Genomic DNA, 15,130 nt, shown 5'->3' with positions numbered 1-15,130 from the left:
CGCGTCGCGGACGCATGGGTCTACGCCGCGTCGCGCTTGCGCGGGCGCCCGCCCTTGCGTCCGTTCTCGCGCGCCGCGCGCGCCTTGGCCGTGCTCGTGCGCCCGCCCAGGTACTTGGGCGCCCACGCCGCCAGGTTCACGACGTGGGCGATGATCCCGGGGACGTCGATGTGCACGTCGGCCCCGGGCCAGTGCAGCACGCTCCCGCCCGAGCCCACGCGCACCGACGCCAGCTCCTCGGCCGCCAGCCCCGCCAGCGCGGGCTCGCTGTCGGCGCGGAAGCCGAAGAGCGCGCCGTCGGCCAGCTCCACCAGCACCCGGCCGGACTCCGCGTCGTAGCGTGCGGCCGAGGCACGCGGCTCGTGCGCGTCGGCCAGCGCCGCGCGGCGGCGCGCGCCCTCGATCTGGGCCAGGATGGCCGCTTCGGAAAGCCGCTCAGTCTTCATGGATCTCCCTCCAGCAGTCGATGAGGTACGCGACCTCGTCCTCCACGATCTCCACCGCCTCGACGACGTGCCTGCTCCGCATCCCGCGCACCTCCCGCACTCCTACCGGCAACAGGTCGATCACCACTTCTTCCTCGTCGCCGGAACAGAGCACGTGCACGTGAGGCGGCTCATGGTCGCGAGTCCGGATGACCACGCTGAACCCATCCACCCGCAGCACCGTCCCCATAGAATAACCCATCGCTAGGTTAACGTCAAGTGATCAGAAGGCAGGTACGATAAATCGATACGCGGTATCACGCAAGGACGTATTAGGTGCGATAAATTGTACGGACGGTGTCCTCTTCGACTCGCAGGTTCCGTGCGTCCAAGCTCTTGGAGAATAACGCGTTAGCTTTGACGAGGATTGCCGTGGGCTGGCGATTTTGTCCAGCGCGCTACCCGAGGTGGCGCAGAAAGGCCCGGCGGGATTTCCCCGCCGGGCCTTCTCTGCCTGTCTTGGTCGCGAGTCCGGATGACCTGATGCGGCTGCGGTCAGCGCAGGGCGACCGGCGCGTCGACCGGAGCCGGCGCCTGGCCGACCTGCTCCGCCGGCGGCGGGGGCGGGAGGGCGGGCGCCGGGGGACGCGTCACCGCGATGTGCGGCGCGATCACCAGCGACACGATGGACATCAGCTTGATCAGGATGTTCATCGACGGGCCGGAGGTGTCCTTGAAGGGGTCGCCCACGGTGTCGCCGGTCACGGCCGCCTTGTGCGCGTCCGAGCCCTTGTACACCGTCTGCCCCTCGATCTCCACGCCCTTCTCGAAGCTCTTCTTGGCGTTGTCCCAGGCGCCGCCGGCGTTGGACTGGAACATGGCCATCAGCACGCCCGAGACGGTGACGCCCGCCAGCATCCCGCCCAGCACCTCGGGGCCCATGGTGAAGCCCACGATCACCGGCGCCAGCAGGGCGATGGCGCCCGGCGCGATCATCTCGCGGATGGCCGCCTGCGTGGAGATGGCCACGCAGCGCTCGTACTCCGGCTTCCCCGTCCCCTCCAGGATCCCCGGGATCTCGCGGAACTGGCGGCGGACCTCCTGCACCATGGCCATCGCCGCTCGGCCCACCGCGCTGATGGCCAGCGAGGAGAAGATGAAGGGGATCATGGCCCCCACGAACAGCCCGGCCAGCACCCGCGCGTTGGAGATGTCGATGCGGTCGATGTTGGCCGTGCCCATGAACGCCGCGAAGAGCGCCAGCGACGTCAGCGCCGCCGAGGCGATGGCGAAGCCCTTGCCCGTGGCCGCCGTGGTGTTCCCCACCGCGTCCAGGATGTCGGTGCGCTGCCGCACCTCCTTGGGCAGCCCGCTCATCTCCGCGATCCCGCCCGCGTTGTCGGCGATGGGCCCGAAGGCGTCGATCGCCAGCTGCATGGCCGTGGTGGCCATCATCCCCGCCGCGGCGATGGCCACGCCGTACAGCCCCGCTGCCTCGTACGAGCCGATGATCCCCGCCGCCAGCACCAGGATGGGCAGGGTGGTCGACTCCATCCCCACCGCCAGGCCGCCGATTACGTTGGTGGCGTGGCCGGTCGACGAGCCGCGCACGATGGAAAGCACCGGGCGCTTCCCCATCGCGGTGTAGTACTCGGTGATCAGGCTCATCAGCGCGCCAACCACCAGCCCGATGGCCACCGCCACGAACACCCCCATCGCGGTGAACGAGGTCGAGTCGGCGCGCCGGAGCGCCATGGTCCCCGAGGGGAGGAGCCACTGGATGAGGGGGAACGAGACGATGGCGGTGAGGACGATCGAGGCCCAGTTCCCCAGGTTCAGCGCCTTCTGCACGTCGCTGTTGTCGTCCTTCGCCCGCACCAGCGCGATCCCCACGGCCGAGAACACGATCCCCAGGCAGGCGATGAGCATGGGCAGCAGGATCAGCGAGAAGCCGCCCACCGCGTCCTCGTTGCGCCCCACCACCACCTCCTGGCCCAGCACCATGGTGGCCAGGATGGTGGCCACGAAGCTGCCGAACAGGTCCGCGCCCATCCCCGCCACGTCGCCCACGTTGTCGCCCACGTTGTCGGCGATGGTGGCCGGGTTGCGCGGGTCGTCCTCGGGGATCCCCGCCTCGACCTTGCCCACCAAGTCGGCGCCCACGTCGGCCGCCTTGGTGTAGATGCCGCCGCCCACGCGGGCGAAGAGCGCGATGCTCTCGGCGCCCAGCGAGAAGCCGGTGAGCACCTCCAGCACGCGCTTGACCGCCGGGGTGGCGGCGGGCATGTCGCCGGCCAGCACGTAGTAGAGCGCGATGAACAGGCCGCCCAGCCCCAGCACGGCCAGCCCCGCCACGCCCATCCCCATCACCGAGCCGCCCGCGAACGACACCTTCAGCGCCTCGGCCAGCCCGGTGCGGGCCGCGTGGGCGGTGCGCACGTTGGCCTTGGTGGCGATGATCATCCCGATGCGCCCGGCGGCCACCGAGAAGAGCGCGCCGATGGCGAACGACAGCACGATCAGCGGGTGCGAGCTCTCGCTGGTGGAGCCCAGGTAGAACAGCCCCAGCGCCGCGATCGCGGCGAAGATCAGGAGCACGCGGTACTCGGCCGCCAGGAAGGCGCGCGCGCCGGCCGCGATGTGGCCGGCGATCTCGCGCATCGTCTCGTTGCCCGCGTCCTGCCTGGTCACCCACGCCGAGCGGACGAAGGTGTACCCCAGCGCCAGCGCGCCCAGCAGGGGAACCAGGTAAACTAAACCGTTCATGGATGGATGTGCGGAAATGCGAAAGCCCGGCGCGCCCATCCCCCCTCCCTGCGGGGGCGGGCACGCATGTGGTCGCCAGTCGGCGCCGCGCACGGGAAGTGCCCGAGCGCGGCGGCCCGTGAAGATATCCGCGGATCGCCCGCGCGCCAGTCCCCCCGGCCGGTTTTCGCCGAAAAAAGCGCCGGGCCCGCCGTCGAGACTGCGGGCCCGGCTCCGTTCACGCGATCGCGAAGCCGCTCAGCTGCGGTCGCGCTCGCGGGGATCGCGCGGGCCGGTGTAGCTGTCGCCCTCGGGCGGGAAGTCGGCCGAGCGCGAGATGTGGCCGGTGCGGGCCAGCACGCTGTGGCTGCGGCTGTAGGTGAAGTAGATCACCAGCCCCAGCGCCATCCAGATGATCAGGCGCAGCCAGGTGTCGCCCGGCAGGCCGGCCATCATGTAGCCGCAGATCAGGATCCCCAGGATCGGCACCACCGGCACCAGCGGGGTGCGGAAGGGGCGCTCGCGGTTGGGCTCGGCGTAGCGCAGGTAGATGATCCCGCCGCAGACGATCACGAAGGCCAGCAGCGTGCCGATCGACACCAGCTCGCCCAGGATGCCGATGGGGAAGAGGCCGCCCACGATGGCCGCCACCACGCCGGTGACGATGGTGGTCACGTACGGGGTGCGGAAGCGCGGGTGCACCTTGCCGAAGGCCGGCGGCAGCAGCCCGTCGCGCGCCATCGAGTAGAAGATGCGCGGCTGGCCCATGAGCATCACCAGCACCACCGAGGCCAGGCCGGCGATCGCGCCGATGTTGATGAAGTAGGTGAGCCACTTGAGCGCCGGACCCGCCGCCTCGATGGCCACGAACACCGGGTGGGGCACGTTCAGCTTCTCGTAGTGCACCATTCCCGTCATCACCAGCGACATCAGGATGTACAGCACCGTGCACACCGCCAGCGAGCCCAGCATGCCGATGGGCATGTCGCGCTGCGGGTTCTTGGCCTCCTGCGCCGCGGTCGACACCGCGTCGAAGCCGATGTAGGCGAAGAACACCACCGCCGCGCCGCGCACCACGCCGCTCCAGCCGAAGTGGCCGTACTCACCGGTGTTGGCGGGGAGGAAGGGGTGCCAGTTGGCCTTGTTCACGTACTGGAAGCCGAAGATGATCACCAGCAGGACGATGGCCACCTTCACGTACACGATGACGTTGTTGAAGCGCGCCGACTCCTTGATCCCCACCACCAGCAGCGCGGTCATCAGCAGCACCAGGATCACCGCCGGCAGGTTCATGAACGCGCCGGTGGAGACGAAGTGGCCGCCCTCGTAGTTCAGCGGGGCGCTGCTGAACGCCTTGGGGATGTGGACGCCCAGCTCGTCCATGAAGGCGGTGAAGTACCCCGACCACCCCACCGACACCGTCGCCGCGCCGAACAGGTACTCCAGGATCAGGTCCCACCCGATGATCCACGCGATCAGCTCGCCCAGCGTGGCGTAGCCGTAGGTGTACGCGCTGCCGGCGATGGGGATCATGGCCGCGAACTCGGCGTAGCACAGCCCCGCGAACAGGCACCCCAGCCCCGACAGGATGAACGAGTAGACGATGGCCGGTCCCGCGTAGTTGGCCGCGGCGCTCCCGGTGAGCACGAAGATGCCGGCGCCGATGATGGCGCCGATGCCGAGCAGCACCAGGTTCGTCGCGGTCAGCGCGCGTTTCAGGCTGTGCTCGCCTTCCGAGAACGCGTCCTGCCGCAGCTCGTCGATGGACTTGCGAGCGAAAAGGCTCATGGAGGCTCCTGTGGGGGCGGATGCTGCGTGCTCCGCCGTGGGGGGTTGGCCGGGCGCCGCATGCGTGCGGCGCGCCGCGTCGTGGTCCCGCCGTCGGCGGAACCGGTTCCAGTGCTCCGTACCGGCTGCGTACGCGCGCCGCCCGGGCCGCGGGGAGCGGCTGTGGGGGGGATGGAGCTCCGGCGCGGGTGCAGCGGACGGGTAACGGCTCGGAAAGGCAAGCAAACTGGCGCCGCCCGGCCACTCCGTCAAGCATACGGGCGGCGAATCGCCCGCATCTCCCCCGCCGCCCCCGCCGCGGCGCGTGCCGGGCGACCGCAAAGACACCCTCCAGCGCGCGCGGAGTTCCACCGCGGGCGGGCGGAATCGCGGGAGATTCGTGGAGAGACGGGAAGTACGGAGGGCTTGGGGAATACGGAGGCGTCGCGGATCAGCGGGACGTGTGACGCGCCGGAGGTTTCCGCGTCATTTCGTCGGCAGCGATGCGTCACCCCGGCTTCCACGATCCCGATCCCCTTCCGGCGTTCGCGAGACGGATTGCGCTCGGCGGGCGGGGCGCATAGCATCCGTACTTTCCTCACGCGGCCGATTTTTCCTCGCAACGGAGCCCGATGCCCAACGCTGGTCTGCTGGACGTGCCCGACTCGCGCTCGTTCACGCTGCGCCGCGTGGCGCAGCGCCTGCTGGGCGTGCGCCGCGTCGTCCTCACCACGCACGTGAACGCCGACGGCGACGGGTGCGGCTCCGAGGCGGCGGCCGCCGCGTGGCTGGAGGAGAACGGGGTCGAGGCCACCATCGTCAACCCCACCGAGTTCCCGCAGACCTTCCGCTTCCTTCTCCACCGCCAGGACGTGGTCGCCGAGCTGGGCACCGCCGACGCCGACGCCGCGATCGACGCGGCCGACCTCTTCCTGGTGCTGGACACGGCCGAGCCGCAGCGCGTGGGCGACCTGGCCCCGCGCCTGCCGCGCGAGCGCACGCTGGTGGTGGACCATCACCCCGCCGGCCGCGAGGTGGTGGGCGACACCGCCGTGCAGGACCCCAGCGCGGCCGCCACCGGCGAGATGGTGTACGACCTGATCCGCGTCACCGGCGGTGAGGTGCCGGCGGCCTCGGCGCTGGGTGCGTACGTGGCCATGGTCAGCGACACGGGCTCGTTCCGCTACAGCAACACCACGCCGCGCGTGCACGCCGTGGCCGCTGACCTGCTGGGGCGGGGGATCGACCCCGAGGTGGTGTACCGCCGCCTTTTCGCCACGGCGCCGCTGCGGCGGCTGGAGCTGCTGCGCGAGGCGCTCAGCACCCTTCGCTTCGACGAAGAGGTGGGGCTGGCGTGGATGATCGTCACGCGCGAGACGGCCGACCGGCTGAACGCCGACGGCGAGGACTTCGACGGGCTGATCGAGCACGCGCGCTCCATCGCCGGCACCGAGGTGGCGCTCCTGTTCCGCGAGACGGAGGAGGGGAAGACGAAGATCTCCTTCCGCTCCAACGGCCACGCCGACGTGAACCGGATGGCGCGCAAGTTCGGCGGCGGCGGGCACGTGAAGGCGGCCGGCGCGCTGGTGGACGGCCCCGCCGACAAGGTGGCGCCCCCCGTCATCGCCTCGGTGCACGAGACGCTGCACGGTTCCGGCGGCCCCCGGGGCTGAAGGCGGCTTCCAGAGTCACGACAAGCGAGAGGGCGCGTGGTGGACGCGCCCTCTCGCTTTGGCTTCCTGCAGCGCTTCCCCGCGCGACGAGGCTCCGCCTACTCCGGAGAGAGCTGGAGGCAGGCCATGTTGTTCCTCTGCTGCGGGTAGAAGGTTTCCGAGTAGTAGGTCGTGAACGCGCTCCCATCCCAGTCGCCGATCGACACCGTGTACGCCGAGCCGCTGTTGGTGTAGTTGATCCCGTCCACGTCCTGCGCCACCAGCACCCCGTCGACCTCCCAGTCCAGCCCGTAGACGGGCATCCCGTCGTAGGTCGCATAGTGCCCGCAGGTCGCGCCCGCCGGAATGATGCTCTGCGCGACGATGTCGTAGCCCGCCCCGAGCGTCGCGCGCGGAACGGCGTGTTCGGGCATGCGCGCGGCCGGAGCCGTCGCGTCGGCGCACGCCGTAGCCACGGCGGCGAGCGGAATCAGGATCCAGAGACGTCCACGCACTGCGCACCTCCATCAGCCAGGTGAAAATCGGAAGATGAGATCAGGGCAGGGATAATCCCGCACGATCTATTCCATCTTATATGTCGTAAATAGGAATGCAACGGTCACAATAAACGAGCGGGGCGCGCCATCGCCGGCGCGCCCCGTCTTCCGTTCTCCGACCCGCGAAGCTCAGGCGTACGGGTGCTTCTTGGCGTAGTTGTACGCGCCCCAGGCGGACAGGGCGTGGATGATCCACCCCAGGGTGCCGAGCGAGAACACCCACACCGCGGTGTTCAGCACCGCGACGATGAACCAGAGGATGCCGCGCAGGATCTTGCCGTTGTACAGCTGCCCCAGACCGGGGATCAGCAGGCTCAGGACCGCGGCCGTGCCGGGATTGCGATAGCTCGCCATCGTTCTGCTCAGGTCGGGGGACGGTGGTTCGGATGCACGCAGTCGCATCTCGTGTGGGGAGATACGGCGGTGCCGCGCAGGAAGTTTCAGCGGAACGGAAGTACGAAGGTACGGGAGTACGGAAGTATGACGCTCATCGCGATCTCACGGCTTCCTCTCACGTCGCGGACACCGTGGGATCTCACGCGGAGACGCGGAGTCGCGGAGAACTCGGTGGCGCGGTGAGTTCTCTGCGTCTCCGCGTCTCCGCGTGAGATCAACGTGGTTTGGGATCGCCCGCAGAGCCATCGGGCGCGACGAGCCCATGCAGTTCCGTACTCTCGTACTCTCCGTACTTTCGTACTTCGGTTCAGTCCCAGTCGCCCTCGAGGTACGTGTATCCGTCCAGCCCGGCCACGTAGTCGGCGATGAAGGTGTTCGCCTCGGCGCGCTTCAGCTTGGCGTTCTGCACCTTGCGGCGGAAGGTGGCGACGAGGTCCGGCGCGTTGAACTGCACGTAGTTCAGCACCTCGGTCACGGTGTCGCCGTGCACCATGTCGCCGATCTCGTAGCCGTGGTCGGCCAGCCGCACGTGCACGGCGTTGGTGTCGCCGAACAGGTTGTGCAGGTCGCCCAGGATCTCCTGGTACGCGCCGGTGAGGAAGATCCCCAGGATGTACGGCTGCGCGGGGTCGAATGCGTGCAGCTCCAGGCTGGGCTTGGACTTCCGCCACCCGGTGAAGTGGTCGATCTTCCCGTCGCTGTCGCAGGTCATGTCCTGCAGCGTCCCCCGCCGGCTGGGCTCCTCGTCCAGCCGGTGGATGGGCATGATGGGGAAGAGCTGGTCGATGGCCCACGAGTCGGGCAGCGACTGGAAGAGCGAGAAGTTGCAGAAGTAGCGGTCGATCAGCACCGCCTCCAGCTCGGGGAGGATGTCGTCGTACTCCTCCGGGTCCTGCGCGGCCAGGACGGCCACGCGGTTCATGATCGCCAGCCAGAAGCGCTCGGCCGCCGCCCGCTCGCGCAGCGTCATCGCCCCCGAGTTGAAGTGGCTCTGCGTCTGCTCCTTCGCGAACGCGGCGTCGTGGTACACCTCGCGCAGGTTGCGGTGGTCCACCTCGCGGTAGGTGGCCGCCAGCTCCAGCACCAGCGGGTGCTCGTCGTCGCCCACGTCCTCCATCGGGTCGGGGGCCTGCGTCTCCAGGTCGATGACGTTGATCAGCAGCAGCGCGTGGTGCGCCGTCAGCGCACGCCCGCTCTCGCTGATCACGTGCGGCATCGGCACCTCGTTCTCGCGGCTCGCCTCGGCCAGCGAGTAGATGATGTCGTTGGCGTACTCCTGGATGGAGTAGTTCACGCTCCCCGGCGTCACCGAGCGCGAGCCGTCGTAGTCCACGCCGAGGCCGCCGCCCACGTCCACGTACTGCACGTCCACCCCCAGCTGGCGCAGCTCCACGTAGTACCGCGACACCTCCGCCATCCCCAGCTTGATGTTGCGGATGTCGGGGATCTGCGAGCCCAGGTGGAAGTGGATCAGCTTCAGGATGCCCAGCTTGCCGGCCGACTTGAGCTTGTCCAGCACCTTCACCAGCTGCGCCGAGTTGAGGCCGAACTTGCTCTTCTCCCCCGCGCTCTCGCTCCACTTTCCCGCCCCGGCGGTGGAGAGCTTGATGCGCACGCCCACGGTGGGCTCCAGCTCCATCTCGGCGGCCACGCGCAGGATGGTGTCGACCTCGCTGATCTTCTCGATCACGATCAGCACGTTGTGCCCCAGCCGCTGCCCCATCAGCGCCAGCCGCACGTACTCCTCGTCCTTGTAGCCGTTGCAGACGATCAGGTGGTCGGTGCGCTCGCTGAGCGCCAGCACCGCCATCAGCTCCGGCTTGCTTCCCACCTCCAGCCCCACGCCGTAGGGACGCCCGTACTCGGCGATCTCCTCCACCACGTGGCGCTGCTGGTTCACCTTGATGGGGTACACGGTGGTGTACTGCCCCTGGTAGCCGAACTCCTGGATCGCGTTGGCGAACTTCTCGGACAGCGTCTGCACGCGGGTGCGCAGGATGTCGGAAAAGCGCAGCAGGAGCGGCAATCCCACCCCCTGCGCCTCCATGTCCACCGCGAACTCGTACAGGTCGATCCCGCGCGACTCATCCTTGGTGGGGTGAACGGTCACGTGCCCGCGCTCGTTCACGCCGAAATAGCCGATCCCCCAGCCCTCGATGTTGTACAGCTCGCGGGAGTCGTCGATGGTCCACTTGCTGGCGATGATGCCCTCCTGCCCATCCGGCTTAAGTGGTTTTGGAAGGCGGTGATAATGCGGGCGCGGAGCGGCGCGCGAAAGAGCCGCGGCGGAGCAGGGGAGATGCCGCGCCGTCCAGCGGCGGCCGCATCGCCGCCCGCGCCGCCGCGTCGGGGCACGTCCAGCGCCAGCCGGTCGGCGCGCCGGCATCGATGGGGAGGCTGTGTACCGCGGACGCGGGGCCGGCCGGCGCTACGGCCGCACGATCAGGCAGGTGCTCGTGGCGTGCGCCAGAAGCCGTCCCGCGGCGTCGGTGATGCGGGCCTCGGCGAGCGCGGTGGTGCGGCCGAGATGGATGAGCGTTCCCTCGCACGCCACCGGGCCGGTGTCCAGCGTGATGGCGCGCAGCAGGTTGATCTTCATCTCCAGCGTGGTGTAGCCCACGCCCGCGGGAAGGCGCGTGTGCACGGCGCACCCCATCGCCGAGTCCATCAGCGTGGCCGCCACGCCGCCGTGCACCATCCCGATGGGGTTGTAGTGGAACTCGGCGGGCTCCATCCCGAACACGGCGCGCCCGTCGTCCACCTCGTCCAGCGTAAAGCCCAGCGTCATGGCGACGGGCGGGGGAGGGAACTCGCCGCGCATCATCGCGCGCAGGTACTCCATCCCGCTCATCGACGGCGCGGCGCGGGCGCCCACCAGCGGGTCGCCCCACGCGAAGGTGCGTTCGCGAAGCGTATCGGTCGGCATCGTTCTCACCCCGGGGTGAATAGCAGAAAAAGAAGTCCTGAGTCCTGAGTCCCAAGTCCTGAGTGGGAACAGCTAGGAAATCCCATGTCACTCAGGACTTAGCACTTAGCACTTAGGACTTAGGACTTTCCCTCAGACTCGCTCGATGATCGTCGCCACGCCCTGGCCGCCCGCGATGCACAGCGTGACCAGCGCCGTGGCCAGGCCGCGCCGCTCCAGCTCGTCCAGCGCGGTGCCCAGCAGCATGGCCCCGGTGGCGCCCAGCGGGTGGCCGAGGGCGATGGCGCCGCCGTTCACGTTCACCCGCGCCGGGTCCACGCCGAGCGTGCGGATGGTCTGCAGCGGCACCGTGGCGAACGCCTCGTTGATCTCCCACAGGTCGATGTCGCCCACCTCCATCCCCGCCTTGCGCAATGCCTTGCGCGCCGTCTCGGCCGGGGCGGTGAGCATGATCAGCGGCTCCTCGCCGTGGGTGGAGATGGCGCGGATGCGGGCGCGCGCCTTCAGGCCGTGCGACCTCACGTAGCCGTCCGACGCCAGGAGCACGGCCGCGGCCCCGTCCACGATGCCGCTGGAGTTGCCCGCGGTGTGCTGGTGCTTCATTTGCCCGGCCTGCGGGTAGATGCGCAGCGCCATCTCGTCCATCGTCTCGCCGTTCGGCCCCACCGGCTTGGCGCCCAGCTCCGCGAACGCGGGCTGCAGCTGCGACAGCGCCTCCATCGTGGTCTCGGGGCGCGGGTACTCGTCGTGGTCCAGCGCCACCTGCCGGGTGACGGGATCGACCACGGGGAAGAGGCTGCGCGCGAAGCGATTCTCGCGCTGCGCCACCGCGGCCTTCTGCTGCGACTCGAGCGCGAAGCGGTCCAGCTCCTCGCGGGTGAAGCCCTCGAGCGTGGCGATCAGGTCGGCGCTGATCCCCTGCGGCACCTGGAAGTGCTTCGCGGCCAGCAGCGGGTTGTGGCCGTCGGAGCCCGACTGGTCCGAGCCCATGGGCACGCGCGACATGCTTTCCACGCCGCCGCCCACCACCAGCTCGTGCATCCCGCTCATCACCCCCATGGCGGCGAAGTTCACCGCCTGCAGGCCGCTGCCGCAGAAGCGGTTCAGCGACACGCCCGGCACCTCGATGGGCCAACCGGCGGCCAGCACGGCGTTGCGGGCGATGTTGCCGCCCTGCTCGCCCACCTGGCTGACCACGCCCACCACCACGTCTTCCACCTGGCCGCGCTCGATGCCGCCGCGCTCGGCCAGGCAGTTCAGCGTCTGCGCCAGCAGCTCCTGCGGGTGGATCTCCGTCAGCGAGCCCTTCCCCTTCTTCCCCCGCCCGCGCGGCGTTCGCACCGCGTCGATGATGTAGGCCTCCGCCATCCTCGCCTCCCCGTGCGATCACGTCGAATCCGCGTTAGAGACCGTTCGGTCTCGTTCAATGCTAATCATCCGCAACCCCAACGGCAAGGGCAGGGGATGGGGATTGGATGACACGGGGATGGAGATTGGCGACGGGGCGCGCCGGAGGGTATTCTGTGGGCGAGTTCCTGCCCTCGCGGCTGGATGCGAGGCGGGAGGGGCGAATGAATTCGCGGCAACAACGGCCCGAAGTCCGCCTTCGCGGACTCGCGCCCCGGGCATTCGCGCGAGCGGCAAAACCCTGGTGCTGCCGCCATCGAAGACCACTGGACAACAGCAACCACCACCGCACTCCATGCGCATCGGCAACGGTTACGATTCCCACCGCTTCGCAGCGGGGCGGCGGCTCATCCTGGGCGGCGTGGAGATTCCGGCGGAGCGGGGGCTGGACGGGCACTCCGATGCCGACGCCGTGGCGCACGCGGTGACCGACGCGCTGCTGGGCGCCGCCGGGCTGGGCGACATCGGCCGCCACTTTCCGCCCACCGACGCGGAGTGGAAGGACGCCGACTCGATGCAGCTTCTGGCGCGCGTCGTGCGCCTGCTGGAGGGGCGCAACTACCAGGTGGTGAACGTCGACGTCACCGTGGTCGCCGAAACGCCGAAGATCGGGCCCCACGCACCCGCCATGCAGCAGAAGATCGCGCAGGTCCTGGGCATCGCGCCGGACCACGTGTCCATCAAGGGCAAGAGCAACGAGGGCCTGGGATGGATCGGCCGCGGTGAGGGAGTCGCCTGCTACGCCGTGGCCCTCATCGACGACATGGAGGGGGTCGACGAGGTGCACGCCCGCCACCGCCGCGACACGGGGCTCTGAGGCGTGATCGACTCCATCCTCAACTGGCTGGGCGGGCTTCCGCCGCTGCTGGTGTACCTGGTGGTGGGCGTGATCTCGGCGGTGGAGAACGTCTTCCCCCCCGTTCCCGCCGACGTGGTGGCCCTCTTCGGCGGCTTCCTGGCGGGGAAGGGGAACGGAAACCCGGCCGTCATGTTCCTCGTCGTGTGGCTGGGGAACCTTTCCACCGCGCTGCTGATGTACTGGGTGGGGCGGAGGAAGGGGACGGAGTTCTTCCGCGGCCGCATCGGGCGCATGATCCTGCAGCCGAAGCAGATGGAGAAGCTGTCGCGCTTCTACCAGCGCCGCGGGACGATCGTCATCTTCATCTCCCGCTTTCTGCCCATGTTCCGCGCGGTAGTCCCCATCTTCGCGGGCACCAGCAAGGTGGGCTTCTGGCGCGCGGCCATCCCGATGGCGCTGGCATCGGCGGCGTGGTACGGGCTGATCGTCTACCTCGGCGCCACCGCGGGGGAGAACTGGGAAGAGATCCGCGCCACGGTCGAATCTTCGGGGAAGTGGCTGGCGATCGCCGCGGCGGTGCTGGCGACCGGCGTGGGCTGGTGGTGGTGGAAGTCGCGCAGGGAAGGCGCGGAGGAGAAGTGAGCCCGCGCGCTTCGGTGGAGGAGGGGGACGACGCCGGCGCGCGCCGCTTCCTGCTGGAGCCGTTCCTGGACCACCTGCGCTTCGAGCGCGGGCTGGCGGGGAACACGCTGGACGCGTACCGCCACGACATCGTGCGGATGGCGGCGTTCGCGCGGCAGGCCGGCCGCGCCACGCCGGCGGAGGTGACGACGGCGGACCTGCGCGCGCTGCTGATGGAGCTGAAGGACCTGGGGCTCGCCCCCAGCTCCATCGCCCGCAACCTGTCGTCCATCCGCACCTACTTCCGCTTCCTGCTGGGCGAGGGGGAGGTGACGGGCGACCCCAGCGACCGCATCTCCATGCCCCGGCAGTGGCAGCGGCTGCCGGAGGCGCTGTCGGTGCCGGAGATGGAGAAGCTGCTGGAGGCGCCGGACCTGCTGCAGCCGCTGGCCTGGCGCGACCGCGCGATGCTGGAGTTCGCGTACGCCACCGGCGTTCGGGTGAGCGAGCTGATCGGGGTGCGCGTGCGCGACCTGCACTTCGACGACCAGTTCGTGAGCGTGTTCGGCAAGGGAAGCAAGGAGCGGCTGGTGCCCATCGGCGCGCGCGCGGTCGGCACGGTGTCCATCTACCTGCGCGAGACGCGGCCGCGGCTGGACCGCGGCAAGGGCGAGGGTCGCGTGTTCCTGAACGCCCGCGGCGGCCCGCTGACGCGGATGGGCGTGTGGAAGATCCTGCGCGAGCACGTGGAAGCCGCGGGGATCGGGAAGCGGGTGACGCCGCACACGCTGCGGCACTCGTTCGCCACGCACCTGCTGGAGGGCGGCGCCGACCTGCTGGCGGTGCAGGAGATGCTCGGCCACGCGGACGTGTCCACCACCCAGATCTACACGCACGTGGACCGCAACTACCTTGCGCAGGAGCACCGCGCCCACCACCCGCGCGAGCAGCAGTGGGAGCGCGAGGCGGGCGCGGCACGCGCGGCGAAGCGGAAGGAGGGGTGAGATGAAGATCGAGGTCCCGCGCGAGCGGATCGAGGAGTTCTGCCGGAAGTGGCACGTGAGCGAGCTGGCGCTTTTCGGCTCCGTGCTCCGCGACGACTTCCGCCCCGACAGCGACGTGGACGTGCTGGTGACGTTCGAGCCGGGCGTTCGGGCGACATTCCGCAGCTGGCTTGCCATGGAGGACGAGCTCAGGCAGCTGTACGGCAGGCCTGTCGACCTGGTGGAGAAGTCGTCGGTTACCAACCCGTTCAGGCGCCACCACATCCTGCGGAATCATGCAATCCTATACGCCGCCTGACGATCGGGACGCAGCACAGCTCTGGGACATGCTGCAGGCAGCATGGGACGCCGAGGCCATTGCGCGCGACCTGACGCTGGAGCGGCTCGAGGCCGACCGCAGGACGCAGCTGGCGCTTTCGAAGGCGCTGGAGCTGGTGGGGGAGGCTGCGGCGCGCCTGTCTCCCGAGTTCCGCAACCGGGAGGCGAGCATCGACTGGGTTCCGATCATCGGCATGCGGAATCGGCTGGTCCACGAGTACTGGAGGATCAACTTCGGGATCGTCTGGGATGTAGCCACGAGCGAGATCCCCGCGTTGATCGCAGCTCTCGAACGGCTTCTTCCCGAATCTCCGGACGCAGCATTGTAAGCAGCCTTTGCCAACACGAGCCCGAAAGCCGGACGAGGAAACGAGGGGTGAGATGAAGATCGAGGTCCCGCGCGAGCGGATCGAGGAGTTCTGCCGGAAGTGGCACGTGAGCGAGCTGGCGCTGTTCGGCTCCGTCCTGCGCGACGACTTCCGCCCGGACAGCGACGTGGACGTGCTGGTGACG

The 15,130-nt window shown here is 69.3% G+C and carries 16 protein-coding genes; 7 read left to right on the top strand and 9 right to left on the bottom strand.

Annotation, left to right across the window (positions count from 1 at the left end):
• Nucleotides 1–20 precede the first annotated feature (20 nt).
• The 4 genes from VLK66_RS21405 to VLK66_RS21390 all read right to left on the bottom strand — a co-directional run bounded on the left by VLK66_RS21405 (nucleotide 21) and on the right by VLK66_RS21390 (nucleotide 4,958).
• Nucleotides 21–446 (bottom strand): DUF2442 domain-containing protein, encoded by a 426-nt coding sequence (locus VLK66_RS21405; protein WP_325311520.1) that lies wholly within the window; start codon nucleotides 444–446, stop codon nucleotides 21–23.
• Entirely contained in the window at nucleotides 436–687 is a 252-nt protein-coding gene (locus VLK66_RS21400) for a DUF4160 domain-containing protein (RefSeq protein ID WP_325311519.1), read from the bottom strand. Before VLK66_RS21400 ends, VLK66_RS21405 begins: the two co-directional genes overlap by 11 nt.
• Before the next feature lie 293 nt (nucleotides 688–980).
• Entirely contained in the window at nucleotides 981–3,191 is a 2,211-nt protein-coding gene (locus VLK66_RS21395) for a sodium-translocating pyrophosphatase (RefSeq protein ID WP_325311518.1), read from the bottom strand.
• 237 nt (nucleotides 3,192–3,428) lie between these two features.
• Nucleotides 3,429–4,958, bottom strand: a complete 1,530-nt coding sequence (locus tag VLK66_RS21390) for an amino acid permease (RefSeq protein ID WP_325311517.1) — start codon at nucleotides 4,956–4,958, stop codon at nucleotides 3,429–3,431.
• Nucleotides 4,959–5,569: 611 nt separating this feature from the next.
• On the opposite strand from VLK66_RS21390, the gene VLK66_RS21385 reads away from it, so the two are divergent.
• A complete protein-coding gene (locus tag VLK66_RS21385) occupies nucleotides 5,570–6,610 on the top strand; it encodes a bifunctional oligoribonuclease/PAP phosphatase NrnA (RefSeq protein ID WP_325311516.1) in 1,041 nt (346 codons plus the stop codon).
• Between the two features lie 98 nt (nucleotides 6,611–6,708).
• Here VLK66_RS21385 and VLK66_RS21380 read toward each other — a convergent pair whose 3' ends face one another.
• From VLK66_RS21380 to VLK66_RS21360, 5 genes are all read right to left on the bottom strand, one after another.
• Nucleotides 6,709–7,104: a hypothetical protein gene (locus VLK66_RS21380; RefSeq protein WP_325311515.1), complete on the bottom strand. Its 396-nt coding sequence runs from the start codon at nucleotides 7,102–7,104 to the stop codon at nucleotides 6,709–6,711.
• A gap of 171 nt (nucleotides 7,105–7,275) precedes the next feature.
• Entirely contained in the window at nucleotides 7,276–7,500 is a 225-nt protein-coding gene (locus VLK66_RS21375; RefSeq protein WP_325311514.1) for a DUF5683 domain-containing protein, read from the bottom strand.
• A gap of 349 nt (nucleotides 7,501–7,849) precedes the next feature.
• Nucleotides 7,850–9,928 carry a biosynthetic arginine decarboxylase gene (speA, locus tag VLK66_RS21370; protein WP_325311513.1) on the bottom strand — a complete coding sequence of 693 codons (2,079 nt, stop codon included), beginning with the start codon at nucleotides 9,926–9,928 and terminating at the stop codon, nucleotides 7,850–7,852.
• Nucleotides 9,929–9,970: 42 nt separating this feature from the next.
• The gene (locus VLK66_RS21365) at nucleotides 9,971–10,468 is read right to left on the bottom strand and encodes a PaaI family thioesterase (RefSeq protein ID WP_325311512.1); all 498 of its coding nucleotides are present in this window, start codon (nucleotides 10,466–10,468) and stop codon (nucleotides 9,971–9,973) included.
• Between the two features lie 132 nt (nucleotides 10,469–10,600).
• Nucleotides 10,601–11,836: an acetyl-CoA C-acetyltransferase gene (locus VLK66_RS21360; protein WP_325311511.1), complete on the bottom strand. Its 1,236-nt coding sequence runs from the start codon at nucleotides 11,834–11,836 to the stop codon at nucleotides 10,601–10,603.
• A 334-nt stretch (nucleotides 11,837–12,170) separates the two neighbouring features.
• Between VLK66_RS21360 and ispF the strand changes: the two genes are divergently transcribed.
• The 6 genes from ispF to VLK66_RS28650 form a co-directional block, all read left to right on the top strand.
• Nucleotides 12,171–12,692 carry a 2-C-methyl-D-erythritol 2,4-cyclodiphosphate synthase gene (gene ispF, locus VLK66_RS21355; protein WP_325311510.1) on the top strand — a complete coding sequence of 174 codons (522 nt, stop codon included), beginning with the start codon at nucleotides 12,171–12,173 and terminating at the stop codon, nucleotides 12,690–12,692.
• Nucleotides 12,693–12,695: 3 nt separating this feature from the next.
• Entirely contained in the window at nucleotides 12,696–13,316 is a 621-nt protein-coding gene (locus tag VLK66_RS21350; RefSeq protein WP_325311509.1) for a DedA family protein, read from the top strand.
• Nucleotides 13,313–14,299: a site-specific tyrosine recombinase XerD gene (xerD, locus tag VLK66_RS21345; protein WP_325311508.1), complete on the top strand. Its 987-nt coding sequence runs from the start codon at nucleotides 13,313–13,315 to the stop codon at nucleotides 14,297–14,299. The genes VLK66_RS21350 and xerD overlap by 4 nt, the downstream gene beginning before the upstream one ends.
• A gap of 1 nt (nucleotide 14,300) precedes the next feature.
• Complete coding sequence (locus VLK66_RS21340; RefSeq protein ID WP_325311507.1) at nucleotides 14,301–14,597, top strand: nucleotidyltransferase family protein; 297 nt, start codon at nucleotides 14,301–14,303, stop codon at nucleotides 14,595–14,597.
• A complete protein-coding gene (locus VLK66_RS21335) occupies nucleotides 14,575–14,946 on the top strand; it encodes a DUF86 domain-containing protein (RefSeq protein ID WP_325311506.1) in 372 nt (123 codons plus the stop codon). The genes VLK66_RS21340 and VLK66_RS21335 overlap by 23 nt, the downstream gene beginning before the upstream one ends.
• A gap of 52 nt (nucleotides 14,947–14,998) precedes the next feature.
• A partial coding sequence (locus VLK66_RS28650; RefSeq protein ID WP_349260529.1) for a nucleotidyltransferase family protein occupies nucleotides 14,999–15,130 on the top strand: 132 nt, incomplete at its 3' end.

The organism is Longimicrobium sp. (assembly GCF_035474595.1).
Classification (GTDB): domain Bacteria; phylum Gemmatimonadota; class Gemmatimonadetes; order Longimicrobiales; family Longimicrobiaceae; genus Longimicrobium.
The sequence above is the reverse complement of the archived record's forward strand: the minus strand, read 5'-3'. Positions and strand labels throughout refer to the sequence as shown.